The organism is Corallococcus carmarthensis (assembly GCF_003611695.1).
GTDB classification, from domain to species: domain Bacteria; phylum Myxococcota; class Myxococcia; order Myxococcales; family Myxococcaceae; genus Corallococcus; species Corallococcus carmarthensis.
The window spans coordinates 1-25,622 of record NZ_RAWE01000030.1; the positions used below are offsets into that span (position 1 = coordinate 1).

Genomic DNA, 25,622 nt, shown 5'->3' on the forward strand with positions numbered 1-25,622 from the left:
CCTGGCCCCCGCCCGCCCGAAGTGGCCGGTGGCGGTCGCCGTGGGCCTGACGGTCATCATCGCGTTCGCCGTCGCCTTCTTCTGGAAGGGCGCGGGCACGGTCCCGCCCCCCGTCGTGGGGGTGACTCCGCCGGCGCCCGCGGTCCAGCCGCAGCCCCAGCCCGCGGCGCCCGTCGCGGCCGTGACGCCGCCGGTGGATCCGAAGAAGCCCGTGGAGCCCGAGGTGAAGCCGGAGCCACCCTCCCAGCCCGAGACGTCCCAGCAGCCCGTGCCGGACGCACCCACCGTCACGACCAAACCCAAGACAGGGCGCGGCGGCGCGAACGAATCGATGCCGGACAGCGTGCGCGAGGACCTGGCGTCGGCGCAGAAGGCGCTGGACGCGTCGAACACGGCGGAAGCGCTGCGTCACATCCGGCGCAGCCAGCGCACGAAGATCACCGGCCTGTCGTTCTCGCTGCTCACCCGCGTCTACTGCCAGCAGCACGACCTGGCGAATGCGCGGGCACAATGGACCCGCGTCCCGGCAACGGAACGTCCAAGGGTCCGACAATACTGTTCGAAGTACGAAATCGACCTGTAGGGTCGTCCGGGCGCGCGGAAGCTCCAGAGCGGGGGCGCGCCCTCAATTCAAGGAGTGGTCGTGAGAGTCCTACTGGCAGTGAGCGTCGTGGCGCTGTCCCTGGGGTGTTCCCGGGGCGTGCGGCCCGACAGCGCCGTGGCGGGCACGAAGCCCGTCACCGGCAAGGTGTATTCCAACGAGGCCGGCGAGAAGATCACCCTCATCGGGCTGGAGCCCGGTGACGCGCACAAGGCGCTGGTGGCGTTCGAAGGCACGAAGAGCGAGCTGGACGGCCAGGTGCTGGTCGCGTCGGTGGGCGAGGAGCGGCGCGAGACGCAGTACTGGACGCTGTGGCGCGGCCGCAAGCAGCGCTTCGTCACCGTGAATGACCGGGGCGGCTACCAGGACCTGGTCTTCAGCAACGTGAACCACACGGACTACACGTACCTGAAGCCGGACACGGCCAAGACGGGCGCGCTGAAGGTGGAGAAGGTCTTCGAGCGCTACCAGGACCTGGAGGGCGACAAGAAGTACCAGGCGCTGCTCGCGTTCGACCGCAAGTTCTGGACGAACCAGGCGGAAGTGCAGCTGGCGGAGGCCCTGGCGGCGACGAACAAGGCCTGCGGCTCGAAGCTGACGTCCACCGTGGCCTGGGACTCCGTCACGGATGAGCAGATCAACGAGATGTCCTTCGGCAGCTACTGCGTGGGCCCCCTGGAGTCGCTCCAGAAGCTGTGCGAGCGCTCCGACGAGGCCAAGCGCACCATCCAGCAGAAGGTCCAGACGGTGGAGTGCCGCGTGGACCCCAAGGCCGCGCTGAAGCTGGAAGCCCAGAAGGTCATCTGGTCCGTGACGTCGGGTGAGACGGTCCAGCCCGAAGCGACCACCACCTTCTTCACCGACAACCTGTAGAACGAAAGCCCACTGACATGACGCTTCGAAACATGGTCATCGCCCTGGGGCTCGTCCTGGCCCCGCAAGCCGCGCTCGCGCTGGATCCCCCCTGGGGGAAGGAGCAGAAGCTGAAGGAGCGCATGGTGCTTGAGTCCACGAAGGTGTGCGCGGACGGCAAGGGCCACTTCACGCTCCTCGTGCCCCAGACGCCCGAGCACGACGGCGAGCTGTATTACGGCGACGGCAAGACGTTCACGCAGGTGCCGGCCGTGGGCTACCCCTCCGTCACGGAGGCTGCCTTCTTCGAGCCCCGCTTCTTCAACCCCAAGTCCAACGAGAACTTCCGCGGCACGGACTACCGGGTCGTCTCCTTCGTGAAGCTCAGCGAGGACCTCAAGACGTGCACGCTGAGCTGCGGGGAGAAGACCCTGCCCCAGCAGCCGGTGGCGGCGGAGCAGGCCAAGGAGCTCTTGCGCAAGGCCACCTACCAGCCCAGCCCGGTGAAGTTCCAGCCGTACGCGCTGCTGCGCGACGACAAGGGCACGTACTACCTGGTGGAGCGCGGCATCGGCGCGGACAACAAGAGCTTCCGCATCTTCACGGGCCAGCGCGGCCAGGTGAAGCCGCAGAAGATGCTCAACGTCGTCACCGACTCGCAGGGGGAGATCTTCTCCACGCAGGGCGGCGACCTGCGCCTCGTGGTGGACCGCGAGGAGCCGTCGTTCTGGGTGGTGAAGAGCAAGCGCCAGAAGCTGCGCGCGGTGCCGGTGGGTGAGAACCTGCCGTTCATCTACAACGAGCTGGGCGTCTACACGGGCGCGCGGCTGGGCACGCCCTGCGACGACGTGTAGTGCCGTGAGGCGGTAGGGCCCCGGGCACGGTCAGCCGTTGAGCACCTTCACGGCCTTCACCATGTCCGGGGCCAGCTCCTCGTGTTCCACGAGGGTGAACCCCAGCTTCTTGCTGACGGCCTGCATGCCGCGGTTTCGCGTGAGGATGTCCGCGACGATGCGGCGCAGGCCCCAGTCCTTCCCGATGTCCACCAGCCGCCGCAAGAGCTCCGTGCCCAGGCCCAGCCGCTGCGCGGGGTCGCTGACGGTGATGGCGAACTCCGCGTCCTTCGTGCCGCGCAGGCGCGTGAGCCGGCCCACCGCGAGAATCTCTCCCCCGCCCTTCCCGTCCGGCGACGGCCGAACGGCGACGAGCGCCATCTCCCGCGCGTAGTCGTTGAAGCAGATGCGCGCCAGGCGCTCATGGGCCACGCGCTGGCTGAGCTTCATCAGGCCCGCGTAGCGCATGAACACCGTCTGTTCGGACAGGGCCTGGTGGAAGCGGCCCATGGCGGGCTCGTCCTCCGGGCGGATGGGGCGCACCAGGAGCTGCTCGCCGTTCTTCAGCGTGAGCAGCTGCGCGTACTGGTGCGGATACGGTTCGATGGCGAGCTTCGGCAGCGACGCGGCGGAGACGTCCGGCGGGTGCAGCACCACGCGCGCGTCCAGCGCGATGATGCGCTCGCCGGAGACGAGCAGCGGGTTGATGTCCAGCTCGCGGATGAAAGGCTGCTCCACCACCAGCTGGCTGAAGCGCACCATCAGCCGCTCCAGCGCGCCCAGGTCCACGGGGGCCCGGCCGCGCACGCCCTTCAGCGCGTGGTGGATGCGCGTGCGCTCCATCATCCGGCGCGCCAGCGTGGTGTTGAGGGGCGGCAGGCCCAGGGCCCGATCCTGGAAGACCTCCACCAGCGTGCCGCCCGCGCCGAAGAGCAGCACCGGCCCGAACTGCGCGTCCAGGCTGCTGCCGAGGATCAGCTCGTAGCCGTCCAGCTTCGCCATGGGCTGCACGGTGACGCCGTCGAACGCGTCCGCCAGGCCCCGCTCCGTGAGCGCGTCGCGGATGGCGCGGAACGCTTCACGCACGTGTGTTTCGTCGGGCAGGTTCAACCGCACGCCGCCCACGTCCGTCTTGTGCGTCACCGTGAGCGAGTGCAGCTTGAGCACCACGGGGAAGCCCAGCGTGCGGGCCTTCTCCACCGCCTCCTCCTCGGACGTGGCGAGCCACGTCTCCACGGTGGGGATGCCGTAGGCGGCCAGCAGGCGCTTGGACTCGTATTCGGACAGGAGGACGCGGCCGGCGGCGCGGGCCTCGTCCACCAGGGCGCGCGCCACGTCGCGGCCTCCGCCGGTGGGCTCCTCCGCCAGCGTGGGCGTTTCGTAGAGCCCGGCGATGTTGTCCGCGTAGCGCCACATGTAGTTGAAGACGCGGGCCGCGGTGTCCGGGTAGCCGAAGGTCGGGATGCCCGCGTCGTTGAGGATGCGCTCGCCGGCGGCCACCTCGGAGCCGCCCATCCAGCTCGCGAGCACGGGCTTGCCGGGCAGCTTCGCGTAGCCCTTGAGGCGGTCGGCGGTCTTGGTGGGCTCCGTCATGTCCTGCGGGGTGAGGATGACGAGCAGGCCGTCGCTGTTGGGGTCCGCGCCGGTGGTCTCCAGCGCCTTCGCGTAGCGCTCCGCGTCCGCGTCTCCCAGGATGTCCACCGGGTTGGCGTGGCTCCACGGCGGCGGGAGGAAGGCGTCCAGTTGGGCGCGGGTGGCGTCGGACAGCACGGCCAGTTCGCCGCCGCCGGACACGAGCGCGTCCGTGGCGAGCACGGCGGGGCCGCCCGCGTTGGTGAGCAGCGTGAGCCTGCGGCCGGAGGGCCTGGGCTGGCGGGCCAGCACCTCCGCCATGTGGAAGAGGTCCTCGATGGAGTCCACGCGCAGCACGCCCGCGCGGCGGAAGGCGGCGGAGAGCACCTCGTCGCTGCCGGCGAGCGTGCCGGTGTGGGACGCGGCGGCCTGCGCGGCCTGCGCGGTGCGGCCGGCCTTGATGACGATGATGGGCTTGGTGAGGGCCACCTCGCGCGCGGCGGACAGGAAGGCGCGCGCGTCGCCGATGGACTCCATGTAGAGCAGGATGGAGCGCGTCATCGGATCATCCGCGAGGAAGTCGATGAGGTCTCCCCAGCCCACGTCCAGCATGGAGCCCACGGAGACGAACGCGCTGAAGCCCACGGCCTCGCGCAGGCTCCAGTCGAGGATGGAGGTGAGCAGCGCGCCGGACTGGCTGATGAAGGCCACGTTGCCGGGGCGGGCCATGCCCTTGGCGAAGGTGGCGTTGAAGCCGCCCGTGGGGCGCATCACGCCCAGGCAATTGGGCCCGATGATTCGCAGGTTCGCGGCCTGCGCGATGCGCAAGACCTCCTGCTCCAGCTTCACGCCCTCCGGGCCCGTCTCCTTGAAGCCCGCGGAGATGATGATGGCGCCCTTGACGCCGACCTCCGCGCACTCGCGGATGATGGCCGGCACGGACTTCGCGGGGGTGACGATGACCGCCAGGTCCACGGCCTCCGGCAGCGCGCGCAGGGACGGCCACGCCTTGATGCCGAGCACGTTGGGGCGCTGCGGGTTGACGGGGTAGACGGTCCCGCCGAATGGGCTGCTGATGAGGTTCCAGAGGACGGTGCGGCCCACGCTGCCGGCGCGCTCGCTCGCCCCCACCACCGCGACGCTGCGGGGGGAGAAGAGGACCTCCAGCGGCTGACGCGTGCGCTGGTGGAGCAGGTCGATGGAGGGGTCCGTCCGGGCCGGGGGCGTGGCGGGGCGTTGCTCGTCCATGGTGCGCTCGTCTTCGGTGGGGTGGCCGTACCGGAGAAATCTCCGGCCGGCCCCCATCGTGCACCAGTTGGGAGGAAGAGGACGGGGCGGCGTACGTTCCCCTGTCCTGTTTCACATGCGAGCGGTCGGGCGGACGCCCCGCGAACGACGCGGGGCGTCCGGGGTCCAGGATTGCTACCGGACCGGACGGCGCCGGAAGCCCCAGGCGAGCAGGACGAGCGTCCCGAGCCACGGAGCCCAACCGGAGGGGCCTCCAGCCGAACATGCGAAGCCGCTCGGAGCGTCCTCCTCCCGCAGGCCCTGTCCCCCGGTGATCCGCCACAGCGGGTTCAGGGCCACGCTGAACGACGAAGGGGCGGAGAAGCCGCTGCGGTGTCCCTGGAAGTCCTGCGCCTCCACGCGCCACGTGTACGTCCCCGAAGACAGGGTCCCAGGCAGCGTGAGCGACGTGCCCGCGGCATTGAGCGACGCGAGCACGGTGCCGTCGCGGCTCAGCTCCAACCGGTAGCTGACCGCGTCGCCCTCCGGGTCGATGGCGGCATCCCACGTGAAGGTCACGTCGCCGGACGTCACGAGCGCGGTGTCGGAGGGCGAGCGGAGCACGGGCACGGACGGCGCGTGCGGCACCTGCGCGACGACGGTGGTGGTGACGGTCGCGGAGGTGGAGGCGGTGGTGCCGTCATGCGCCCGGAAGGTGAAGGCGTCCGGGCCCTCGTAGCCGGCCTGCGGTGTGTAGACGAGGTGGGGCGCGGTGCCGGAGAGCGTGCCGTGCGCGGGGGCCTGGAGCACGCTGTACGTCAGCATGTCGCCGTCCGCATCGGTGGCCTCCAGGGTGAGCGGCACGCCCTGCCCCACCAGCGTGGTGAGTGACGCGCTTCGTGCCACGGGGGCCAGGTTCACGGTGCTGAGGGTCACGGACACGGGCCAGGAGTCCGTGGTCCCGTCGTTCGCGCGGTAGGTGAACGAGTCCGTGCCGGTGTGGCCCGCGTTGGGCGTGTACGTCAGGTACGGCGCGGTGCCGGACAGTGTGCCGCGCGTGGGCTGGGTGAGGAGGCGGAACGTGAGCGCATCCCCGTCGCCGTCCTGACCGGAGAGCGTGAGCTGCACCGGCTTCGCCTTGGAGGTCGTGACGGCGAAGGCGAGCGCCACCGGGATGGAGTTGCTCACCCTGAGGGTCACGGTGCCCACGTTGGAGTCCGCGACGCCGTCGTTCACGCGGAAGGTGAACGTGTCGACGCCGCTGTAACCGGTGGCAGGCGTGTAGACGTGGTACGCGCCCGCGCCGGACAGGGTGCCGTGCTGGGGCGCCTGGATGACGGAGTACGTCAGCGAGTCTGAATCCGCGTCCATGCCGGACAGCGTGATGGCGATGGGCGTGTTCTTCGGCACGGACGCGGAGGCGTTGAGCACGACGGGGGCGGCGTTCTCGTCGGTGACACGCACCATGCGGCCACCGGTGGCGCCCTGGACGGTGACGAGCAGGAGGTACTGTCCGGCGGCGACGGTGGGCACGCGCGCGGAGAACTGCTTGCCGTCCTGCCACCCGGTGACGCCCTTCACCCAGGAGACCGCGCCGCTCTCCACGCTCACGAGCCGGACCAGGGGGGCCTCGCTCGCGGAGGAGTTCGTGGTGCCACTGCCGCCATCGGAGACGCCGCGCAGACGGGTGCCCGTGGCGATGAACGTGGCACCGGGAGACAGGATGCGCGGCGTATCGAGCGTGGGCCGCACGGCGGCCACCGAGGACATGGGGTCGAAGGCTTCCACGGAAGCCTGCACCGTGCTGCTGCGTCCACCGGACACGATGACTTCTCCCGTGGGCAGCAGCGTCGCGGTGTGGCCGGTGCGCGCGGTCACCATGGGTGTCAGGTAGTCCCACGTGGCGGTGGACGGTTCGAAGCGCTCGACGCTGTTGAAGTAGCTCTCCGCTCCGCTGTGGCCACCCATGAGGACGACGTCGCCGGAAGGCAGCAGCGTCGCGGTGTGGCCCGCGCGCGGAACGCCCAGCCGGGTGAGCCGGGTCCAGGTGTTGAGGCCCGGGTCGTACTGCTCCACCTCGGACGTGGCGCCACCGCCCGTGGCGAGGCCGCCCACGAGCAGCACCTTGCCGGAAGACAACGCGGTCGCGGTGTGGTCCTCGCGGGCGGTGAGCATCGTGAGCACGGCGCTCCAGGTGTCCGTGACCGGGTCGTAGACCTGCGCGGTGTTGAGCGGTCCGCTGCCGTTGGTGCCACCCGCGACCAGCACCTTGCCGTTGGGCAGCAGCGTGGCGGAGTGGGCGGCGCGAGGCGTGGCCATGGGGCTCGCGGAGGTCCACAGGCCACTGCGCGGGTCGTACAGCTCCACGCTGGCGTGGACGCCGTAGTAGCCCGCGCCGCCCGTCACCAGCACCTTGCCCGAAGGAAGCAGCGTCGCGGTGTGCCGGGTGCGCTCCACGGACATCCGGCCCGCGGGCAGCCACTGGCTGGAGGCCGCGTCATACAGCTCCGCGTCGGCGAGGGGCGCGAAGCCATCCGAACCTCCGGTGACGAGCACCCGTCCCGAAGGCAGCAGCGTCGCGGTGTGCTGCGTCCGGGGGATGAGCATCCAGCTGGCACCGCTCCAGCGCGCCCCGTCGCGGTCGTAGAGGTCCGCGGAGGCAAGCGCCCCCGTCGCATCACGACCACCCACGGCCAGGAGCTGACCGGAGGGGAGCGGCGTCACCGTGTGGTCCACGCGCGGAGTGCTGGCTGGCAACCCGGAGGACCAGACCCCTGGCGCCTCCAGCAGCTCCGGGGAGTTCAGGTGGTTGGCGTCACTGCTGTTGGTCGTGAAGTTGTAGCCGCCCGCGATCAACAGCCGGCCCGATGGAAGGAGGGTCGCGGTGTGGTCACCGCGCGCGACCTGGAGCAGACCACTGCGCTGCCAGGTGCCCGTCATCGGATTGTAGGCCTCCGTGGAGTTCGTCCCGAGGGCCCAGCCGGACTCCTGGCTCGCCACCCCGCCCACGACGAGTACGCGGCCATCCGGCATCAACGAAGCCGTGTGCCATTTGTGAGCGGCCGGCATGGCCCCCGTGGCCGTCCAGCGTCCCGTGACGGGATCATACGTCTCGCTGACGGCGATCATCTGGTTGTATCCGCCCGTGGTCGTTCCGCCGGCGATCAGCACCTTCCCATTGGGCAGGAGGGTCGCGGTGTGCGCCTCACGGGCGTTCACCATGGGGCCCGTGGTGGTCCAGGTCCCCGTGGCCGGATTGAACAGCTCCGTGACGGCGGTGGCGGTGTTTCCTCCCGCCAACAACACGTGGCCCGTGGGCAGCAGCGTCGCGGTGCCAGCCGCACGAGCGAAGGACATGGCCCCGGCCGGGGTCCAGGCGCCGGTCTCGGGATCGAAGAGCTCGGCGGAGGTCAGCACCGGGGTCGCGGAGCCCTGCCCTCCCGCGACCAGGACACGACCGCCGGCCAGCAGCGTCGCGGTGTGGAAGGCGCGGCCCGTGGTCATCACATCCGCGGGGCTCCACGTTTCGGATTCGGGGTCGAAGAGCTCCGTCGTGGCCAGGGGCGTCACTCCGGAGACCCCTCCCACGACGAGCACCCGGCCCGATGGGAGCAGCGTCGCGGTGTGCACGGCCCGGCCGGTCGCCAGGCGCATGACGCCCTTCCAGGTCCCGGTCACGGGGTCGAACAGCTCCGCGCTCGGCGTCATGACCGCGCCGGGGGTGCGCCCGCCAGCCACCAGCACCTTTCCGGATGGGAGCAGCGTCGCGGTGTGGTAGCGGCGCACCGTGGACATCACGCCGGTCGACGACCAGCCCGGATCCACGACCACGGGCCCCTGCATCCCACGCAGGTCCACGGCCATCGCCACGTCCAGGCTGCGTCCCGACAGCGCATAGCGCGTGGGCCCAGCGCCCGGAACGCGCACCCCGCCGTGGAGTTGGACCGTGCCCTCACGGCTCAGGCCCTCCGCGTCCCGCGCGACCAGCGTGTGCATGCGCAACCGGGGCACGCCCTGCGCGTCCGCGAACTCCAGGGAGCCCCCCAGGTCGCGCACCGCGACGATGCCCTCGGGGACCTCCACGGTGTAGCGCACGCGGTGTTCGGCGGCGCCCTCCGGAGCGACGTCGTACTCCTCCACGCGGGACGTCACCCAGCGGCCCGCCGCATCCCGCGAACGCGCTCCCACCGGCGCCCAGAAGTGCGGCCCGGTGGCGCGGTCCTTCGTCTGGGGGCCCTGCCCTTCCACGCCGTGCCGCCGCACCCGGAACGTCAGGCCCCGGGTCTCCACCTCCAGCGTCCCCGTGGCCGTCTCCGGCACCGTCACGCGCAGGGCCGCGGGCGACGCGTCCGCCAGTGATTCCTCACCCGGTGCCCACTCCGGAAAGTACGCGTGCGCCAGCGCCCGGGCGCGTTCGTCGGAAGGCGCCTCGCGCCACGCGCGCACCGCCGCGAGCCTGGCTTCCGAGCCCCCTGGGGTCTCCCGGAGCCGTGACTCCAAAGTGACTCCCACCTCCTCACGCGGACGCGACGAGACTCCGTCACACGCCGTCAGCCCCAGCAGGAGGCACAGCCACACGACCACGGGTCTTCTCATGACGAGGATGCCTGTCAGTCCGGCACCGGCCGCGGCCGCAATGCCAGACGGGATGGTGTTGGGTGCAGCGGCGCGCACCCAACGCAATCCCCAGGCCAGGACCCAACCCCCTGGATTCTCAGGCACTCAATCCAAGACATGACCAGTCACGTCGCACCCAGGTCCCCACACCCGGGTGCGGCGGCGGACGCCCTTACGACGCGCGCGCCTGCTCCACCACCGGCTTGATCACGGTGCTGGCGAACTCCGCCAGCGTCGTGGGCGTCGTCGTCTCCTTGGAGCGCGGCTCGGCCGGTTCCATGCGCCCGTCCAGGACGGCGCCGTACATCTCCACGAAGGTGGCCGCCATCCACGAGGGCATGCCCGCGCCCGTCATGCCGTTGCGCAGGTCCTCCAGCCCCACCCGCACGTACTTCACGGGCTGCCCCAGCACCTGGGTGAGGATGCTCGCGACCTCCGGGTAGGTGAGGTCCTTGGGCCCGTGCACGCCCACGTAGCGGTGGCCCGTCCACGACGCGTCCGTCAGGGTTTCGGCGGCCTTGGCCGCGATGTCCACCGTCGCGACCATCGGGAAGGCCTTCGTCTCCGGGTTCGGGCCGAAGAGCGCGCCCGCCTTCGCCAGGCCCTGCACGTCGCGCAGCAGGTTCTCCATGAAGAACCCCGCGCGCAGGCTGGTGACGTTGGGCGCCGCCGCCTGGAAGGCCTCTTCCACGGGCTTCAGCGCGGACACCGGACCCGAGCCCGGCCCGTTCTGCGCGCCGACGCTGGAGATGAGCACCACGCGCTTCACGCCGTGCGCCTTCACGCGCGCCGCGGCCATGCGGCCAGTGGCCGTCGCCCACTCGACGAAGTCCGGACGGGGCACCGACGGCGTGAGCCAGAACAGCGCCTCCGCGCCCGGGAGCGCCGCGTCCAGCGTGGCCTGCTCGTCGATGGAGCCCTGCACCAGCTTCGCGCCCAGCTTCACCAGGTCCGCCACCTTGTCCGGGCCGCGGGCGATGATCGTGACCTGCCGGCCAGCCTTCAGCAGCTTCTGCACGAGGGGACGGCCGATGTTGCCATTCGGGGTGTTGATGACGATGGACATGGGGTGCCTCCAGCGACTGCGGGATGGCGCAACAGTGCCCCCGCGCCCTGCATGAGGCCACTGCATGCTATGCATGTCCCCATGCACCGCGTTCATGAACCCCCCGCGGAGGTGGATCTCTCCGGCATCAACCTCAACCTGATGGTGGCGCTGGAGGCGCTCCTCCAGGAGGCGCACGTCACCCGCGCCGCCGCGCGCGTGGGGCTCACCCAGTCCGCCATGAGCCATGCGCTCGCCCAGCTCCGGGAGCTGTTGGGCGACGCGCTCCTCATCCGGGGCCGGGGCGGCATGGTGCTGACCCCGCGCGCGGAACAGCTGGTCGCACCGCTCAGGCGGGGACTGGCGGAGCTGCGGCGGGCCCTGCGCCACGAGCCTCCCTTCGAACCCGCCACCGCGTCCCGCCGCTTCACGGTGGCCACGCGCGACTACTTCGGGTCGGTGCTGCTGCCGGGCGCGCTGGAGCTGCTGGGCCGCGAGGCCCCCGGCGTGGACCTGTCCGTGCTGCACGTGGAGAGCAGCACCTACCCCGCGCTCCTGGAGACGGGCGAGGCGGACCTGGTCGTCGTCACGCCGCCGGTGGAGTCCGGGCCGGGCCTGCGCCAGCAGAAGCTCTTCACCGAGGACTTCGTCTGCGTGGTGCGCAAGGACCACCCCACCGTGCGCCGCACGCTGGACCTGGACACCTACTTGAAGCTGTCCCACGTCCTCATCAGCCCGCGCGGCGACGGCGTGGGCGCGGTGGACGTGGCCCTGGAGAAGCGGGGCCTGCCCCCGCGCCGCATCGCCGTGCGCGTGCCCTACTTCCTCATCGCCCCGCTGGTGGTGTCGCGCTCCGACCACATCCTCACCGCGCCCCGCCGCCTCATCGCCACGTTCAGCGAGGCGTACGCGCTCCAGGTGTTCACGCCCCCCCTCCCCGTGCGCCCCTTCGACATCTTCCAGGTCTGGCACGACCGCTTCGACGCCGACCCCGCGCACCAATGGCTGCGCGGACTCGTGGCGCGGGCCGTCAACGCGGGGTCTGAAAGCACCCAGAGTTCACGACGGGTGCGGCGCGCGCCAGCTTCCTGACACTCGGGGGGCGCGGCACTGAACGTCAGTACACAGGTGGGGGAGCATCGCATGGGGGGCTTCGTGTAGGGTGCTCCCCATGAATCCTGAGAAGCTTGTCTTCGCCCAGACCGTCGACGCGCTCTTCGTCCGAGCGCTGGAGAACCGGCTGACGCCCGCGTGCCGCGAGCACCTGAAGCGGGCAGGCCTGGACCTCGACCGCAAGCTGGAGCGCACCTATTCGCTGGAGCAGTGGCGGGAGTTCCTGCGCATCGCCGCCGGCCACGTCTATGGCGGCGTGCCCGCGGAGGCCGCGTACTACTCCCTGGGCGAGCGCTTCATGGACGCCTACTTCGGCACCTTCTTTGGCCGTGCGCTGCTGGGCGTGGGCCGGCTGGCCGGTCCCCGGCGGATGCTGCTGCGGGCGGACCTGGGCTTTCGCGCCGGCAACAACTTCAGTGAAGTCAAAATCGTGGAGCGTGGCGCGACGTCGCTGGAGCTGTGGATGAACGACGTGCTGGCGGATCAGCCGACGTTCGCGGCGGGGCTGCTGGCGCGCGCGGTGCAGCTGTGCGGGGGCTGGCGGGTGGTGGCGCTGCCGGAGGAGTTCGACGGCACGGCGGCGACGTTCCACCTGCGCTGGAGCGAGGCCCCCTCGGAGTCGGCGCTCAGCGCCACTGAGGATGGGTCCGCAGGCGACGCTCGACCTCAGGCGTGAGGGTGGCCCCATGCGGGGCCCGGGAGGACGAGCGCTCCCAGCGCTCCAGCCACCGGGTCCCCAGCGGGGCGGCCAGTGTTTCGTAGCGGGTCGAGGCCACGGTGGTCTCCCCCTTGGTGCCGGTGGACGCGCCGGCGCCCACGTAGAACCCCGCGAGCAGCAGCGTGACGCGGGTGGGCGTGGCCGCGCTGTAGGTCATCAGCAGGGCGCCCTCCCCGTCCTCGCGGCAGTGCCGGCGGACGCGGGCGAGCACGGCTTCGGTCCACATGTCCGGGTTGGACGCGGGTGAGAACGGGTCGAAGAAGACGAGGTCGGCGGGGGGCAGCTCCGCGTCCGGTTCCAGGAAGGGCACCGCGTCCCCCAGCTTGAGGGTCCATTGGATGCCGGGCTCGGTCCAAGCGCCGTGCTTCCTGAGGCTTTCGGCGGCCTCGCGGAACGGCTGGAGGAACGGGAAGCCCTCCGCGTCCGCGAGCGCGAGCCGCAGCGGGGCCAGGTCGACTTCGAAGCTGACGATGTGCAGGTCGCGGGCGCGCTCGGGGCCCAGGTCACGGGCGCGGGTGAGCGCGGCGACGGCGTTGGTGGCGGCGCCCAGGCCCACGTCGTGGATGACGAGCGGCGGGCCGGGCTTGCGCAGGCGGTCCGCGAGGCCGGGTTGGTCCACGTAGAGGCGCAGGGCTTCCTGCCACGGGCCCACCGCGGGGTGCATGACCTCGCCATGGCCCAGGTGGCGCACGGCGCGGTGGCCGTTGCGCAGGGTGACGAGCTCGAAGTCGCCGTCGCGCGGATGGGAGGGCTCGGACATGGGGCTCCTGGCCTGGAGGGAACGTGTGGGAAAGGATGGGTGCCTAGCATGAGGACTCCAGGGCAGGAACATCGGGGCGAGCTTCACGGGGCGGACGTGCGGCACGGGGAGGCGCCCTTCGCGGGAGGCCGGGTGCGGCTGTCGCTCCGGGTGGAGGCCGGGACGCGGACCCTCCGGGAGGCGGCGTGGGAGGCCCCGGGCTCGGTGGACGCGGGGCATGTGTTGGCGGCGTGCCTGGAGTCGCTGTGCCAGAACGCGGTGGGCATTGGCGTGGACGTGTTCCTGCGCTTCGACGACTTCCACCTGCGGGCGGGGTGTCCGGAGGGGCTGGAGGCGACGGAGGAGGCGGGGCTGGCGGTGCGCGTGTTCCGCTTCGCGTTCAGCCAGTTCCATCCCCGGGCCACCGGGCCGGCGTACCTGTCGAGCGGGCTGGTGCTGGCGAAGCTGCCCCGGGACGTGCGTCCGGAGTGGGAGGAGCCGGGGTTCTACTTCGCGCACTACTACCGCGAGGAGCTGTGGGCCCCGGCGGTGGAGGAGGCGCGCCGGGGCGGAGTGCTGGGGCCGCGCGCGGCGTGCGCGTACCTGGACGCGCTGCTGGCGAAGGCCGACGACACGGTGGAGTTGGACTGGCCCGTGGAGCAGGGAGCGGCGACCTGGGAGTGGCTGACGCGCGTCTGTCTGCCGGCGGTGACGGGGAGCGAGGAGCGGACGCGTCAATTGCTGGAGGGCGGGTACGGCGGTGCGAGTGGCACGGGGAGCTTCCCCTTCGGCCACCTGGACGGCGGGCCGTGGCATCCGACAGAGGACCTGCCGGAGCCCGAGGGCGTGGGTCACACGGAGTTCATCCTCGGGGACCTGGTGCACCTGTTGCCGGAGCTGCCGAAGGACGGCGTGCTGCTGGCCGCGCCCCGCTGGATGGCGGTGGGACAGACGCAGGATTCACCCGCGCTGCGCCGCGCGGACATTTCGAGCGAGGAGGCCGGTGGCTTCGGCCTGTTCAACGCGGCGGCGCATGACGTGGGCGAAGACGATGATTGAGGGACGTTATCTGAGTGGGGTTGTCGCCCTGCTCTGCTTGGCAGGCTGAACTTGGAACGATGAAGCATGCCGTCGCCTTCGCATGTGTGCAGCGTGAAATCCTCCGGCTCTTCCCCGAAAACGTCTCGATTGAGCCGCGATATAGCGGCGACGCCAGGTCTGGCGGCCCTGTCTTGACGAATCAATGGACGGGCTCGAAGAAGCCCGACATCGTCCTTCACGCAACAGGCCAGCCTCACCAGATTCAATGCATCTTCGACTTCAAGTTCCCGTGCACCCGGTCAAGCAAGAGCGATCCATTCGCCAGTTCTGAAACCCAGAAGCAAATGACCAGCTACAAGGAATTGGGCGGCAATTGCAGGCCTGCCATCGTCACGCCGCAGCAAGGAGTCGTGCGTTGAGCAAGTACCCCTCGTACCAGCACTTCGCTGCTTCGCTTCCTCGAGTCCAACTGGTCATGCGTGTAGTCTTTTATTTGCCGCACGACCATGCGGTTGTGGCGCCGATCCTCCGGCGCGTCCTCGATATCTATCTTGATTTCATCGGGCTCGGTGGAGGGAGTCTGACATCCGGGGAGGATTCCGACATCACCGAGGATACCTTCCCGCTTACGCCTGAGTTTTGGGAAGAGGTCCAACGCCATCTCGCAAAGCCTCGCTTTGAATATCTGGACGACATGGACCAGGACTCCTACTGGTTCCGCAGATTGACGAAGAGGAATTTCGACACATGGGTAATCCTCAAGGGAGGAGATTCGGAGCCTGATGGCTATGAATTCAGCTTCGAGTCTCGGCTCCCATGGAGAGAGCCTTCTTCTGAGTACAGTGTTCTGAGTGTCACGCTGCCCATGCGCTTCCTGGAGGTTGCGGGTCCCGAGAAGGCCCATGACCTGGCGCAGTCCCTGGCGGACCGTCTTCCCTTCGCCACGGGCCATGCCGGGCTGTCGCTCTCGTTCACTCGGGGGAAGTCGAAACTCCTTCCCCTCCTCAAGGACCAGCTGGCCCGGCATCCCGGCTGGGCCATTCCGGTGACGAGACTGTGGCATCAGGAGAAGCGGATCGACGGCATCCATTGGCTGAACTTCCTCGGCCCGGCCATGCTCGAAACCATTGGTGGGACTCAGGCGCTCCGCTCCCACCTGCGCCATCCGGAGACCACCGTCCAGGAACTCACCGGGGGCCGAGCCCTGATCAGCCTGGGCCCCGCTCCGCTGGCGGGGGACACGAAGCTGGGTGAAACGCTGCCGGCGTATCGCGAGCTGGCCCGGCTCCTGGAACCCTGGCTCCTGCCCTTCGCCCGCTTCAACACCTGGGACGGATACACCGAGGAAGAGACCCGCCATTGGTGGCGCCGCTTCCTGGAGCCTCCCCCGGCGCCAGTCTCCAACCCGCTCGATGGGTAGCCGCACCGGATTTTTTCACGCATTGCCCCACCACCTGGGTCACTGATAATCCGCCATCCGGAGTGTTCACGTCGAGCGGCGGGCCGACGGCCGTGTTCGCGCCAGCCCTCGCGGATCGGGGTTTCATCAATGCGGTCACAACGCGCTGTCTGGAGCGGGCTCCTGGTGTTCGCCGCGAGCCTGGGCCTTCTGTCCTGCGGCGGCAACGCGCGCCCGGAACCGGAGGGCGCCCGTACCGCGCACTCCCGTCTCGCGACGCCTGCGGCCTGGTACGCCACTTCGGCCATGCCGGTGGCCCGCGCGCAACACGCGGCCGTCCTGCTGCCTGACGGGAGGCTCCTCGTCATCAACGGCGTCAACCGGAACGGGTTCGTGAGCACGGCGGAGACCTATGATCCCGCCACCGGCACCTGGAGCCCCGCGGGCACGCCTGGCATCCAGGGAAACGTCTCGCTGGCCGTGCTCCTGCCTTCAGGCAAGGTGCTGATGCTGACGGACGGTTCGCAGGCGGGCCGCGTCTACGACCCGGCGACCAACGCCTGGACCGCCACGGGAAACATGTCCGCCACCCGAGGCCTCCCCACCGCCACGCTGCTGAGCTCGGGTCAGGTCCTGATCGCGGGCGGCACCGGCGCGGGCGGCGTGCGGCTCACGACGGCCGAGCTTTATGACCCCGGCTCCAACGCCTTCACCGCCACGGGCCCCATGGCCGTGGGCCGCAACGCGCACACCGCCACGCGGCTGCGCGACGGTCGCGTGCTCGCGGTGAGCGGCTTCAACCAGGCCGGCGAGGTGCCCGGCGCTGACCTCTACACCCCCGCGACCGGCACCTGGACCGTCGCGGCGGCCCCGATCGTTCCCCGGCACTACTCCACCAGCACCCTGCTCCCCGACGGCCGCGTGCTCGTCGCGGGCGGCTTCACCGCGGGCGGGGTGACGACCCAGTCGGAGCTCTACGACCCGGTGGCCAACACCTGGACCGCCACGGGCAGCCTCGCGTTCCCGCGCTCCGGGCACGCGGCCAACCTTCTTCCCGATGGCCGGGTCCTCGTCACCGGCGGCTCCGACTCCAGCCGGGCGGTGCAGATCGAGTCGGAGCTCTACGATCCCGCCACCGGCACCTGGACCTCCGCGGGCACGATGAACCTCGGCCGCGAGAACCACACCGCGACGCTGCTGCCCACCGGCAAGGTGTTCGTCGCGGGCGGCTACTTCAGTACCCCCAGCCTGACCTTCTACGCGGAGACGGAGGTCTACGACCCCGCCGCGAGCCGGTGGTCGCCCGCTGGCAGCATGGGCACGCCCCGGACGGATCCGCTGGTGGCGCTGCTGCCCACGGGCCGGGTGCTCGTCGCGGGCGGCCGCGGCGCCGGTTCGTCGGCGACGGTGGAAGTGTATGACCGCGCGAGCAACAGCTGGAGCGCCGCGCCCGCGCTCGCCGTGCCGCGTGAGCGCGCGACCGCGACCGTCCTGCGCTCCGGCCAGGTGCTGGTCGCCGGTGGACGCAACGGAACCACTTCGACGGCCTCCACCGAGCGCTACGATTCCACCACCGGAACCTGGCTTGCCACCGCGGCCCTCCCCACCCCGAGGCACGTCCACACCGCCACGCTCCTTCCGGATGGCCGGGTGCTCGTGGCCGGCGGCCAGACCAACGCCGCGGTGCTCGTCTCCGCGGCGCTCTACTCGCCCGACACCAACACCTGGAGCGCGGCGGCGCCCTCCGGCCTCGCCCGCGCCAGCCATGGCGCCGTCCTGCTCCACGACGGCAGGGTGCTCGTCGCGGGCGGCCATGACAGCGGCGGTGCGGAGACGGCCTCCGCGGAGCTGTACGACCCCGCCACCGATACCTGGGCTCCCGCGGCGAACCTCGCCGAGGCCCGGGACGAGCTGACGCTGACGCTGCTCCCTTCGGGCCAGGTGCTGGCGACGGGAGGGCTCGCGGGCTTCACGCCCCTGACGTCCACGGAGCTGTACGACCCCGCCACCAACACCTGGACTTTGGTGGGTCCGCTCGCGCAGTCGCGCCAGCGCCACACCGCCACGCTGCTGCCCTCCGGCAAGGTCCTGGTCGCGGGCGGCCTGACCGTGGGGAGCGCGTTCGCCGACACCGCGGAGATCTACGATCCCCAGCTCCGCGCCTGGACGACCGTCGCGGACCCCACCACGCAAGGCGGGTTGATCTCCACCGCCCTTCCCTCCGGCGAGGTCCTCCTCGTGGGAGGCGTGGCCGCCACCAACGCGGAGCTGTTCAACGACACCGGTGCCCTGCCGGCCTGGAAGCCCACGGTGACGAACCCGGCGACCCTGGTCGCCGGCTGCCCCACCGTCCTGGAGGGCCTGCTGTTCCGCGGCATCTCCGGCGGAAGCAGCGGCAGCTACTCCGACTCCCCCACCGACTTCCCGCTGGTGCGGCTGCGGGCCGCCGAGGGCGGACGCCTCTGGACGCTCCCCAGCAGCGACACCTCGGCCACGCGCGCGACGGTGACCGTCCCCACCGGCACGCCGCTGGGCACCTACGGGCTCTCCGTGTTCGCCAACGCCATCCCCGGAGGACGCACGGTGACCCTCGTCGCCAACCGTCCCCCGACGGCGGCGGACCAGGCGGTCACCGTCCCGAAGGACACCGAAGTGGAACTCTCGCTGGGCGGTACGGATCCGGACCCCGGGCAGGCGTTGTCCTGGTCCGCGGTCACCCAGCCGCAGCACGGCACGCTTGGCACCAGTGCGCAGGGGCACCTCGCGTACACGCCCGCCCCCGGCTTCGTGGGCACGGACAGCTTCACCTTCCGGGTTCGCGACTGCGCGGACGACAGCAACATCGCGACCGTGACCCTCACCGTGGTGGATGGCCCGCCCCCCACCCTCACCTGCCCCGCGAACGTCACCGCGGAGGCGACGGGGGCGGACGGCGCCATCGTGACCTACGACCCCGCGGTCGTCGTTCCGGCGGGGCTCCCGGTGAGCTACTCGAACTCCTCGGGCTCGCGCTTCCCGCTCGGCGACACGACGGTCACCGCGACCTCGACGGGCCTCACCTGCACGTTCCTGGTGACGGTGCGGGACACCACGGCGCCCACGCTGACCTGCCCCGCGGACAGGACGGTGGCTCCGGGCGAGACGGTGACGTTCGACCCCACGGCCACGGACGCGGTGACGGCCTCGCCGCCGGTGACGTCCTCGCCCGCGTCGGGCAGCACCTTCGCGCCGGGCGCCACGCGGGTCACCGTCACCGCCACGGATGACGCGGGCAACACCGCGCAATGCACGTTCCAGGTCCGGGTCCAGGCGGAGGTCGTGGAGCTCGCCGGTGGCGGCTGCGACAGCACCGGTGGCACCACGTCCGCGCTGGCGCTCCTCGCCGCGCTGACGGCCTGGAACACGTCGCGTCGCCGTCAGAACCCGGCCCGGGGGAACTGAGACATGCGCTCCCTCTTTTCTCGAATGGACCTCCCCTTGCGTACAAAGGCTCAGAGCTGGGCGCTGGCCGCGCTGCTGGCCACCGCCGTCACCCCCGCCGCGTTCGGGCAGACCACGACGAGTCCCATCGCGCCGCTGGACCTGGAGCGCCTGCGCTTCCAGCCCGCGGCGACGGACTCCATGTTCGTGGACACCGGCCGCGTGCTCCCCGAGGGCGGCTACCGCCTGCTCCTCATGGTCAACTACGAGCGCGGCATCCTGCTGCTCCAGGGCAGTGATGGACTGGAGCGCTCCATCCTCCACTACCGCACCGCGGGCTGGCTGGCCGGCGCGTGGTCTCCGGTGGACCGGTTGGAGTTCTCCGCGAAGCTGCCCGTGATCATCGCGCAGGGCGGCCACGGCGCGGAGCAGCTCGTGGGCGTGAGCGAGCCGGACTCGTTCGGCCTGGGCACGCCGGAGCTGGGCGTGCGCTACGAGCTGCTGCGCCGCGAGGAAGGCGCGCCGGTGTTCCTGGGCCTGGGCCTGGACATCGGCTTGCCGGGCGGCACGGCGGACGCGTTCGGCCGTCAGGCGGGCTGGGCGGGGTTCCAGATCGCGCCCCGCGTGTCGGTGAGCCGCGAGCTGGGGCCCGTGGTGCTGGGCGCCAACGCGGGCGTGCGGATCCGCTCACGTGAGGTCGAACCGGGCCGCGACGTCGGCACCGAGCTGGAGCAGGGCGTGGTCGTCGCCACGCGTGGCAAGGGGCTGCGCGGTGAAGTCGCGCTGCAGGCCGCCGAGTCGCTGGTGGAGTCGGACCTGGCGCTGGAGCTGCTGGGAGGTGTGCGGTTGCCGGTGGGCGCGGGCTTCGAGGCGTTCGCGCTCGCGGGGCACGGCTTCACGGACATCCCGGGCACGCCGTCGTTCCGCCTGGGCGCGGGCATCGCGTACGCGAACGAGCCCGCCCCCGTGGACCGGTGCCGCACCGGCCGCAGCCACACGCCGGAGCAGTGCCCCAACGAGGATGACGACGGGGACTCGGTGGCCAACAAGGACGACCGCTGCCCGCTGGAGGCCGGCTCCGTGGAGAACAACGGCTGCCCGGACAAGGACTCGGATGGTGACGGCGTGGTGGACCGCGAGGACCAGTGCCCGTCGCAGGCCGGCACGGCGCGCGACCACGGCTGCCCGGCGCCGGACGAGGACAAGGACGGTGTTCGCGACGACGAGGATGCCTGCCCGCGCGAGGCCGGTCCCGCTTCCGAGCGTGGCTGCCCCGTCAAGGACACGGACAAGGACACGGACAAGGACGGCGTGCCGGACAAGGACGATGCCTGCCCGAACGAAGCCGGCCCCGCGTCCGAGCGTGGCTGCCCCGTCAAGGACACGGACAAGGACGGCGTGCCGGACAAGGACGATGCCTGCCCGAACGAGGCGGGCCCCGCGTCCGAGCGTGGCTGCCCCGCCAAGGAGCAGAAGCCGCCCGAGGAGCCCAAGCCCCAGCCGCCTCCCGAGGAGACGACGTCGCCGCTGGAGCACATCGTCCAGTTCCCGGTGAACCAGTCGGAGTTCCAGGAGAACGAGCAGCGGCAGCTGGATTCCATCGCGGCCTACCTCAAGGCGCATCCAGAGCTGAGCATCCGGATTGAAGGCCACACGGACAACAGCGGTCCGGAGGAAGCCAACCGCACGTTGAGCCAGCAGCGCGCGAACCGCGTGCGTGAGTACCTGATCCAGAAGGGCATCGCGGGCGCGCGGCTGGAGGCGAAGGGCTTTGGCCCCGACCGTCCGCGCGTGTCCAACGAGACGCCGGAAGGCCGCAGCGCGAACCGCCGCGTGGAGTTCGTCCCCGTCACGGGGCGCTGACTCCAACGTGACGCCGCTTCGTGGACACCCACGAAGCGGCGCACGGCTGCATCCCAGAGCCGGCGACAGGGCACCGCGCTCGCGAGCCGAGGGCGGAAGCTCAGGCCTCTTCGGGGTGCAGCTGCACCAGCGCGGGCAGCTCCGCCGCACGGTCACGCAGCCGGACCTTGGGGCGGATGGCCACGGGAACGCGGGCCGCCGCGAGCAGATCCAGGTCGAACACGTTGTCGCCGAAGGCGGCGTAGAGCGGCCGGTTCGTGCGCTGCCTCAGGCACGTCACCTTGCCGGGGCCGTAGGGCACGGGCTCGAAGACGGACGTCCGCAACCGTCCGCCCTCCTCCTTCGGCGTGCACGCCAGCACGAAGTCGGGCGTGATCCCCACCGCGCGCACCGCGGCCTCCACCACCGCGCGCGGCGACGCGCTGACCACGTAGCAGTCCACGCCCTGGCCGCGAGCCCACTCCACCACGCGGCGGGCTTCCGGGTGGATACGGCCGGCCACGCCCCGCCGTGTCACGACCTCCTGGGCGAAGCCGCGCATCTCCTCCGCGTGCCAGCCCGCGAAGATCCACGCCATCATCTCGTAGGTGTCCTTCTCCGGCAGGCGCCCGGCCTCGAACGCCTTGAACAGCGCGTGCGCCAGCGTCACCGCGTCCGGATGCGCCTCCACGCCATGGCGGGCGCCCAGCCGCTCCAGCGCCTCGCGAGCCTCGGGCCGCACGCCGCCGTGCTCCAGCAGGGCCATGAACAGGTCGTCGCCCACGTCCCCGCTCCACAGGGTGCCGTCCCCGTCGAAGGCCAGCACGCCATCCGGCGTCCGTTCCACTTCGCGACGGATGCGCTCCAGCGTCTCCTCGACACGCTCGATCCTCATGGCCGGCATCCTCGCTGGCCTCGCCGTCCGGTGTCACCCGCGTCCAGGCAGACGCGACACCGGCTGTTCACCAGCGCGCCGTGAAGCCGTGACTCCCTTCATTGGCGCGGGCAGCGTGGTGAAAAGGGACATTCCTCCGTACGTCTTCGCCGCCGGCAATCCCTGCCGCGTCATCCGGAACCTCCGGTAGCGGGAGCCCACGACGACGATGCAGCCCAATGACAGTCCGGACTGTCATTGCGGCCGGGAGTCGAGCAAGACTCGAGGCGATGAGCCCAGGACGGAAACCGCGAGCGAAGAGGAACACGCTGATCTGGGAGCGCCCCGAGCCTGCCCACCGGCCCCGGTCGGTCCCGCTGAGCCGGGAGGCCATTGCACGGACGGCCGTGAGCCTCGCCGACAAGAAGGGGCTCGACGCCGTCTCCCTGCGCACCGTGGCGACCGCGCTGAAGGTGGACCCGAAGCGGCTTCGTGGCCACGTGCTCTCGAAGGAGGAACTGCTCGAGCTCATGGTGGACGAGGTCCACGCGGAGACAGCCGCCGATGGCCGGCCCCCCGGTGACTGGCGCGAGGTCCTGCGCGCCTTCGCCCACCAGTCGCGGCATGCCGCACTCAAGCATCCATGGCTCGTCGACCTGTGGGGCGGCCGTCCGCAATTGGGCCCCCACGCGCTCGCGGCCCGGGAGGCGGCACTGGCCGCGCTGGGGGACCTGCCAGGGTTCGAGGATATCAACACCGTCCTGTTCGCACTCCGGACCGTCGGCGCCTACACCATGGGCGCCATGCAGACAGAGATCAGCGAGCTGCGCTATGCGTTCGGGAGCGGCAAGACCCAGACGCAGTGGCGGAGCACCATGATGCCCTACCTCCAGCGGATGCTTGCCACCGGCCAGTTCCCGAACGTCGTCAGGCTCACCCAGGACGCCGCGGACCTGCCCCTGGACGTGGAGTTCGAAAAGGGACTGGACTGCGTGCTCGACGGGATCGCCGCGCGGCGCTCACGCTGACTCGGAGGCACCCTCGGGCTCCGGTTCCTCCGGGCCCTCCACGGTGCGCTCCAACGTGCGAGCGAGCGCTGCCCGGGCCTCCGCGGCCTCCTCGACAGGCTCATCGCTTCCGGCCCGCGCCGGGGCAGGCACCGTCGCATCCAGCTCCTCCGGATGCAGGCGGAACCACTTCGCGACGAGCATCACCTCCTGGGCCTCCTGGGCGCGAAGGCCAATCGCCTCCGGCTCCGGCACGGCGAAGATGTCCCTCACCCGCGCCTCCAGCGCCGCGTGCTCCTCCGGCGTCCGGGGCGAGGGAACCTCCGCGCGGATCCGTCCCCGCCTGAGCACGTACGTGCGGTCCTCTCCACCGTGCCCGCGCGCCGTGTAGATCAGCGACAGCCGGCGCAGCGTGCGGCCCAGCTCGACGATCCACGCCTGCACGTTCTCCAGCCGCTCCGCGCGGTCGCGCAGCTCCGCCGCGTATTCGAACTGGAGCCGCCGCGCCGCCATCGCCATGCGCTCGCGCAGGATGACCAGCGGCCGGTCCGACTCGCCGTTGAGGAACGCCCGCGCCAGCGCGACCTGCGCCAGGTACTCCGCCGTCGTGCATCCGCCCGCGCACGGAGAGAGGCACCGCGCGGTCTGCCCGCGCATGCACCGCGGGTCGTCCTTCATGGGGAAGAGCGGGATCTGATCCGCCAGCCGCATGGGCGTCTCGGCCGGGCAGTCGCGCAGCTCCAGCAGGTCGTTCACCGCGCGCACCACGTCCGCCATGGTGTGCCGGCCGTGGAAGGGCCCGAAGTACTCCGCGCTCCCGCCGCCGCCGGGCTGGCCCACCACGCGCAACCGGGGCACGGCCTCACGCGTAAGCTGGAGGAAGCAGTGCGCACGGTCCCGCTTGTGCTCCACGTTGTAGAGGGGCCGGTGGCTCTTGATCAGCCGGAACTCATGCAGGAGCGCCGCGAACTCGCTGGCCGTGTACTCCCACTCCACCTGGTGCGCCTGGGCGACGATCTCCCAGGCCTTCTCGCCCTCGTTCGCGCGGAAATACGACATCAGCCGCGTGCGCACGCGCACGGACTTGCCCACGTAGAGCAGCTCGCCAGCGGGACCGAAGAACCGGTACACGCCGGGCCGGTTCTCCGCGCTCGCGCGGACGTGATTCAGGAGGGTGGCGGTGCGCGGGTCCATGCGGCGGAAAGCACCGGGCCTGTGAACCCGGGCTCCGCAGGTTAACCCGCCACGTCCCGCCGCACCGCTGTGCGCGCTCTACCCTGCCCAACCCGGCCGGGGGGCGGGCGGAGGAACGCGCGCCCGGAGCTCAGCCCACGTCCTTCAACGTCATCGCGGTGGCGGCGGCCTCGTCCTTCAGGTCCTTGGGCGTGGCGATGGCCGACTTCAGCTCGCGGTACGTCTGCGCGTAGCCGCTGCGCAGGATGCCCTCGCGGATGCGCTCCATCAGCTTCTGGTAGTGCCGCACGTTGTGCACCGACAGGAAGCGCGAGCCCAGGTGGTGCTTGCCGCGCATCAGGTGCTGCAGGTACCCGCGCGTGTAGCGCTTGCACACGTAGCAGTCGCACTCCGGATCCAGCGGCCCGTCCTCCAGGCGATACGCGGTGCGGGTGATGCGCACCAGGCCCTGGAAGGTGTACGCGTAGCCCTGCTGCGCCATCTTCGTGGGGATGATGCAGTCGAACATGTCCACGCCGCGCAGCACCGCCTCCAGGAGGTCCGTGGGCGTGCCCACGCCCATCAGGTAGCGCGGCTTGTCCTGCGGCAGGGACGCGGTGGCGCGCTCGGTCATCGAGTCGCGCTCCACCTTCGTCTCCCCCACCGCCAGCCCGCCGATGGCGAAACCGTCGAAGGGCAGCTTCGTGAGGAACTCGGCGCTCTCGTCGCGCAACGCCGGGTGGACGCCGCCCTGGACGATGCCGAACAGGGCCTGGCCCGTGGCGCGCTTCTCCTTCGCGGCGAGGCTGCGCACGGCCCAGCGGTGGGTGCGCTCCATGGCCTCGCGGGTGCCGGCCTCGTCCGTGCGCGAGTCGATGCACACGTCCAGCACCATCATGATCTCCGAGTTGATCGCCTGCTGCATGGCGATGCTGGACTCGGGGCTCAGCAGCTGGCGGCTGTTGTCATAGAAGCTGCGGAAGTGGGCGCCCTTCTCCGTGATGAGCCGGTCCTCCGGCAGGGAGAAGATCTGGAACCCGCCGGAGTCCGTCAGCACCGCGCCGTCCCACCCCATGAACGGGTGGATGCCGCCGAAGCGCTCGAACACCTCCGGGCCGGGCCGGAGCATCAGGTGGTAGGTGTTGGCGAGGAGGATCTTCGCCCCCGTCTCCTTCACCTCCTCCATGGCGAGGTGGCGGAAGCCGGCGTGGGTGGCCACCGGCATGAACATCGGCGTGGGGAAGGACCCCTTGCGGGTGTGCAGGATGCCCGTGCGGGCGCCGGTGGGGTCGGTATTCAGGAGTTCGAAGCGGACGGCCATTGACGGGCCTTATACCCAGCCTGCCCGTCCGGGGGCACCCGCTTCCTGGGGACGCCCGCCTGGTCCCCAGGAGGCCGCCTTGTGACGGGGAGGCGCCATTTTCCCTACCCGGGGTCTGGGGACGGGGTGCCGGGGGTGTGGGAAGCAGGCATTTCCGGGGCGTGGCGGCGGTTACATTGGGTCCTCCGGTACGCCGCCGGGCAACGATTCACCGCGCGTCTTGGGTCG

General features: G+C 71.0%; 17 protein-coding genes and 1 pseudogene. 11 read left to right on the forward strand and 7 right to left on the reverse strand.

Going from position 1 to position 25,622, the window contains the following annotated elements:
- The 3 genes and pseudogenes from D7X32_RS45410 to D7X32_RS11335 form a co-directional block, all read left to right on the forward strand.
- Positions 1-583: pseudogene (locus D7X32_RS45410) on the forward strand (hypothetical protein); the annotation flags it as partial.
- 60 nt (positions 584-643) lie between these two features.
- Entirely contained in the window at positions 644-1,474 is an 831-nt protein-coding gene (locus D7X32_RS11330; RefSeq protein ID WP_147450107.1) for a hypothetical protein, read from the forward strand.
- A 17-nt stretch (positions 1,475-1,491) separates the two neighbouring features.
- Positions 1,492-2,307 (forward strand): hypothetical protein, encoded by an 816-nt coding sequence (locus tag D7X32_RS11335; protein WP_244238962.1) that lies wholly within the window; start codon positions 1,492-1,494, stop codon positions 2,305-2,307.
- A 30-nt stretch (positions 2,308-2,337) separates the two neighbouring features.
- Here the strand turns inward: D7X32_RS11335 and D7X32_RS11340 are convergent, their stop codons facing one another.
- From D7X32_RS11340 to D7X32_RS11350, 3 genes are all read right to left on the reverse strand, one after another.
- On the reverse strand, positions 2,338-5,106 hold the full coding sequence (locus D7X32_RS11340) for a bifunctional acetate--CoA ligase family protein/GNAT family N-acetyltransferase (RefSeq protein ID WP_120602545.1): 2,769 nt from the start codon (positions 5,104-5,106) through the stop codon (positions 2,338-2,340).
- Positions 5,107-5,280: 174 nt separating this feature from the next.
- Positions 5,281-9,681 carry a Kelch repeat-containing protein gene (locus D7X32_RS11345; RefSeq protein WP_120602546.1) on the reverse strand — a complete coding sequence of 1,467 codons (4,401 nt, stop codon included), beginning with the start codon at positions 9,679-9,681 and terminating at the stop codon, positions 5,281-5,283.
- Between the two features lie 193 nt (positions 9,682-9,874).
- The gene (locus D7X32_RS11350; protein WP_120602547.1) at positions 9,875-10,768 is read right to left on the reverse strand and encodes an NmrA family NAD(P)-binding protein; all 894 of its coding nucleotides are present in this window, start codon (positions 10,766-10,768) and stop codon (positions 9,875-9,877) included.
- Between the two features lie 81 nt (positions 10,769-10,849).
- Here D7X32_RS11350 and D7X32_RS11355 point away from each other — a divergent pair, with 81 nt between their 5' ends.
- A complete protein-coding gene (locus D7X32_RS11355; RefSeq protein WP_244238963.1) occupies positions 10,850-11,839 on the forward strand; it encodes a LysR family transcriptional regulator in 990 nt (329 codons plus the stop codon).
- A 79-nt stretch (positions 11,840-11,918) separates the two neighbouring features.
- Positions 11,919-12,536 (forward strand): DUF2378 family protein, encoded by a 618-nt coding sequence (locus tag D7X32_RS11360; RefSeq protein ID WP_120602549.1) that lies wholly within the window; start codon positions 11,919-11,921, stop codon positions 12,534-12,536.
- Here D7X32_RS11360 and D7X32_RS11365 read toward each other — a convergent pair.
- Positions 12,487-13,338 carry a tRNA (5-methylaminomethyl-2-thiouridine)(34)-methyltransferase MnmD gene (locus D7X32_RS11365; RefSeq protein WP_120602550.1) on the reverse strand — a complete coding sequence of 284 codons (852 nt, stop codon included), beginning with the start codon at positions 13,336-13,338 and terminating at the stop codon, positions 12,487-12,489. The two genes, D7X32_RS11360 and D7X32_RS11365, sit on opposite strands and share 50 nt — an antisense overlap.
- Before the next feature lie 48 nt (positions 13,339-13,386).
- Between D7X32_RS11365 and D7X32_RS47505 the strand changes: the two genes are divergently transcribed.
- From D7X32_RS47505 to D7X32_RS11385, 5 genes are all read left to right on the forward strand, one after another.
- On the forward strand, positions 13,387-14,376 hold the full coding sequence (locus D7X32_RS47505) for a hypothetical protein (protein ID WP_147450108.1): 990 nt from the start codon (positions 13,387-13,389) through the stop codon (positions 14,374-14,376).
- Positions 14,377-14,435: 59 nt separating this feature from the next.
- Positions 14,436-14,777: a hypothetical protein gene (locus D7X32_RS44945; RefSeq protein ID WP_147450109.1), complete on the forward strand. Its 342-nt coding sequence runs from the start codon at positions 14,436-14,438 to the stop codon at positions 14,775-14,777.
- A complete protein-coding gene (locus D7X32_RS11375; RefSeq protein ID WP_120602552.1) occupies positions 14,774-15,778 on the forward strand; it encodes a type VI immunity family protein in 1,005 nt (334 codons plus the stop codon). Before D7X32_RS44945 ends, D7X32_RS11375 begins: the two co-directional genes overlap by 4 nt.
- A 129-nt stretch (positions 15,779-15,907) precedes the next feature.
- On the forward strand, positions 15,908-19,198 hold the full coding sequence (locus tag D7X32_RS11380; protein WP_120602553.1) for a Kelch repeat-containing protein: 3,291 nt from the start codon (positions 15,908-15,910) through the stop codon (positions 19,196-19,198).
- Positions 19,199-19,201: 3 nt separating this feature from the next.
- On the forward strand, positions 19,202-21,040 hold the full coding sequence (locus D7X32_RS11385; RefSeq protein WP_120602554.1) for an OmpA family protein: 1,839 nt from the start codon (positions 19,202-19,204) through the stop codon (positions 21,038-21,040).
- A gap of 100 nt (positions 21,041-21,140) precedes the next feature.
- On the opposite strand, the gene D7X32_RS11390 is transcribed toward D7X32_RS11385, so the two are convergent.
- Positions 21,141-21,914: an HAD family hydrolase gene (locus D7X32_RS11390; protein ID WP_120602584.1), complete on the reverse strand. Its 774-nt coding sequence runs from the start codon at positions 21,912-21,914 to the stop codon at positions 21,141-21,143.
- Between the two features lie 386 nt (positions 21,915-22,300).
- Between D7X32_RS11390 and D7X32_RS11400 the strand changes: the two genes are divergently transcribed.
- Positions 22,301-22,921, forward strand: a complete 621-nt coding sequence (locus tag D7X32_RS11400) for a TetR/AcrR family transcriptional regulator (protein WP_244238965.1) — start codon at positions 22,301-22,303, stop codon at positions 22,919-22,921.
- On the opposite strand, the gene D7X32_RS11405 is transcribed toward D7X32_RS11400, so the two are convergent.
- Both D7X32_RS11405 and tgt read right to left on the reverse strand, forming a co-directional pair.
- Complete coding sequence (locus tag D7X32_RS11405; RefSeq protein WP_120602556.1) at positions 22,913-24,094, reverse strand: excinuclease ABC subunit UvrC; 1,182 nt, start codon at positions 24,092-24,094, stop codon at positions 22,913-22,915. The genes D7X32_RS11400 and D7X32_RS11405 overlap by 9 nt on opposite strands.
- A 130-nt stretch (positions 24,095-24,224) precedes the next feature.
- Positions 24,225-25,394: a tRNA guanosine(34) transglycosylase Tgt gene (tgt, locus tag D7X32_RS11410; protein WP_120602557.1), complete on the reverse strand. Its 1,170-nt coding sequence runs from the start codon at positions 25,392-25,394 to the stop codon at positions 24,225-24,227.
- Positions 25,395-25,622 lie beyond the last annotated feature (228 nt).

Coding starts and splice junctions, on each gene's coding strand:
- D7X32_RS11335 (WP_244238962.1), top strand. CDS start 1,492: ATGACGCTTCGAAACATGGTCATCGCCCTGGGGCTCGTCCTGGCCCCG.
- D7X32_RS11340 (WP_120602545.1), bottom strand. CDS start 5,106: ATGGACGAGCAACGCCCCGCCACGCCCCCGGCCCGGACGGACCCCTCC.
- D7X32_RS11345 (WP_120602546.1), bottom strand. CDS start 9,681: ATGAGAAGACCCGTGGTCGTGTGGCTGTGCCTCCTGCTGGGGCTGACG.
- D7X32_RS11350 (WP_120602547.1), bottom strand. CDS start 10,768: ATGTCCATCGTCATCAACACCCCGAATGGCAACATCGGCCGTCCCCTC.
- D7X32_RS11355 (WP_244238963.1), top strand. CDS start 10,850: ATGCACCGCGTTCATGAACCCCCCGCGGAGGTGGATCTCTCCGGCATC.
- D7X32_RS11360 (WP_120602549.1), top strand. CDS start 11,919: ATGAATCCTGAGAAGCTTGTCTTCGCCCAGACCGTCGACGCGCTCTTC.
- D7X32_RS11365 (WP_120602550.1), bottom strand. CDS start 13,338: ATGTCCGAGCCCTCCCATCCGCGCGACGGCGACTTCGAGCTCGTCACC.
- D7X32_RS47505 (WP_147450108.1), top strand. CDS start 13,387: ATGAGGACTCCAGGGCAGGAACATCGGGGCGAGCTTCACGGGGCGGAC.
- D7X32_RS44945 (WP_147450109.1), top strand. CDS start 14,436: ATGAAGCATGCCGTCGCCTTCGCATGTGTGCAGCGTGAAATCCTCCGG.
- D7X32_RS11380 (WP_120602553.1), top strand. CDS start 15,908: ATGCGGTCACAACGCGCTGTCTGGAGCGGGCTCCTGGTGTTCGCCGCG.
- D7X32_RS11385 (WP_120602554.1), top strand. CDS start 19,202: ATGCGCTCCCTCTTTTCTCGAATGGACCTCCCCTTGCGTACAAAGGCT.
- D7X32_RS11390 (WP_120602584.1), bottom strand. CDS start 21,914: ATGAGGATCGAGCGTGTCGAGGAGACGCTGGAGCGCATCCGTCGCGAA.
- D7X32_RS11405 (WP_120602556.1), bottom strand. CDS start 24,094: ATGGACCCGCGCACCGCCACCCTCCTGAATCACGTCCGCGCGAGCGCG.
- tgt (WP_120602557.1), bottom strand. CDS start 25,394: ATGGCCGTCCGCTTCGAACTCCTGAATACCGACCCCACCGGCGCCCGC.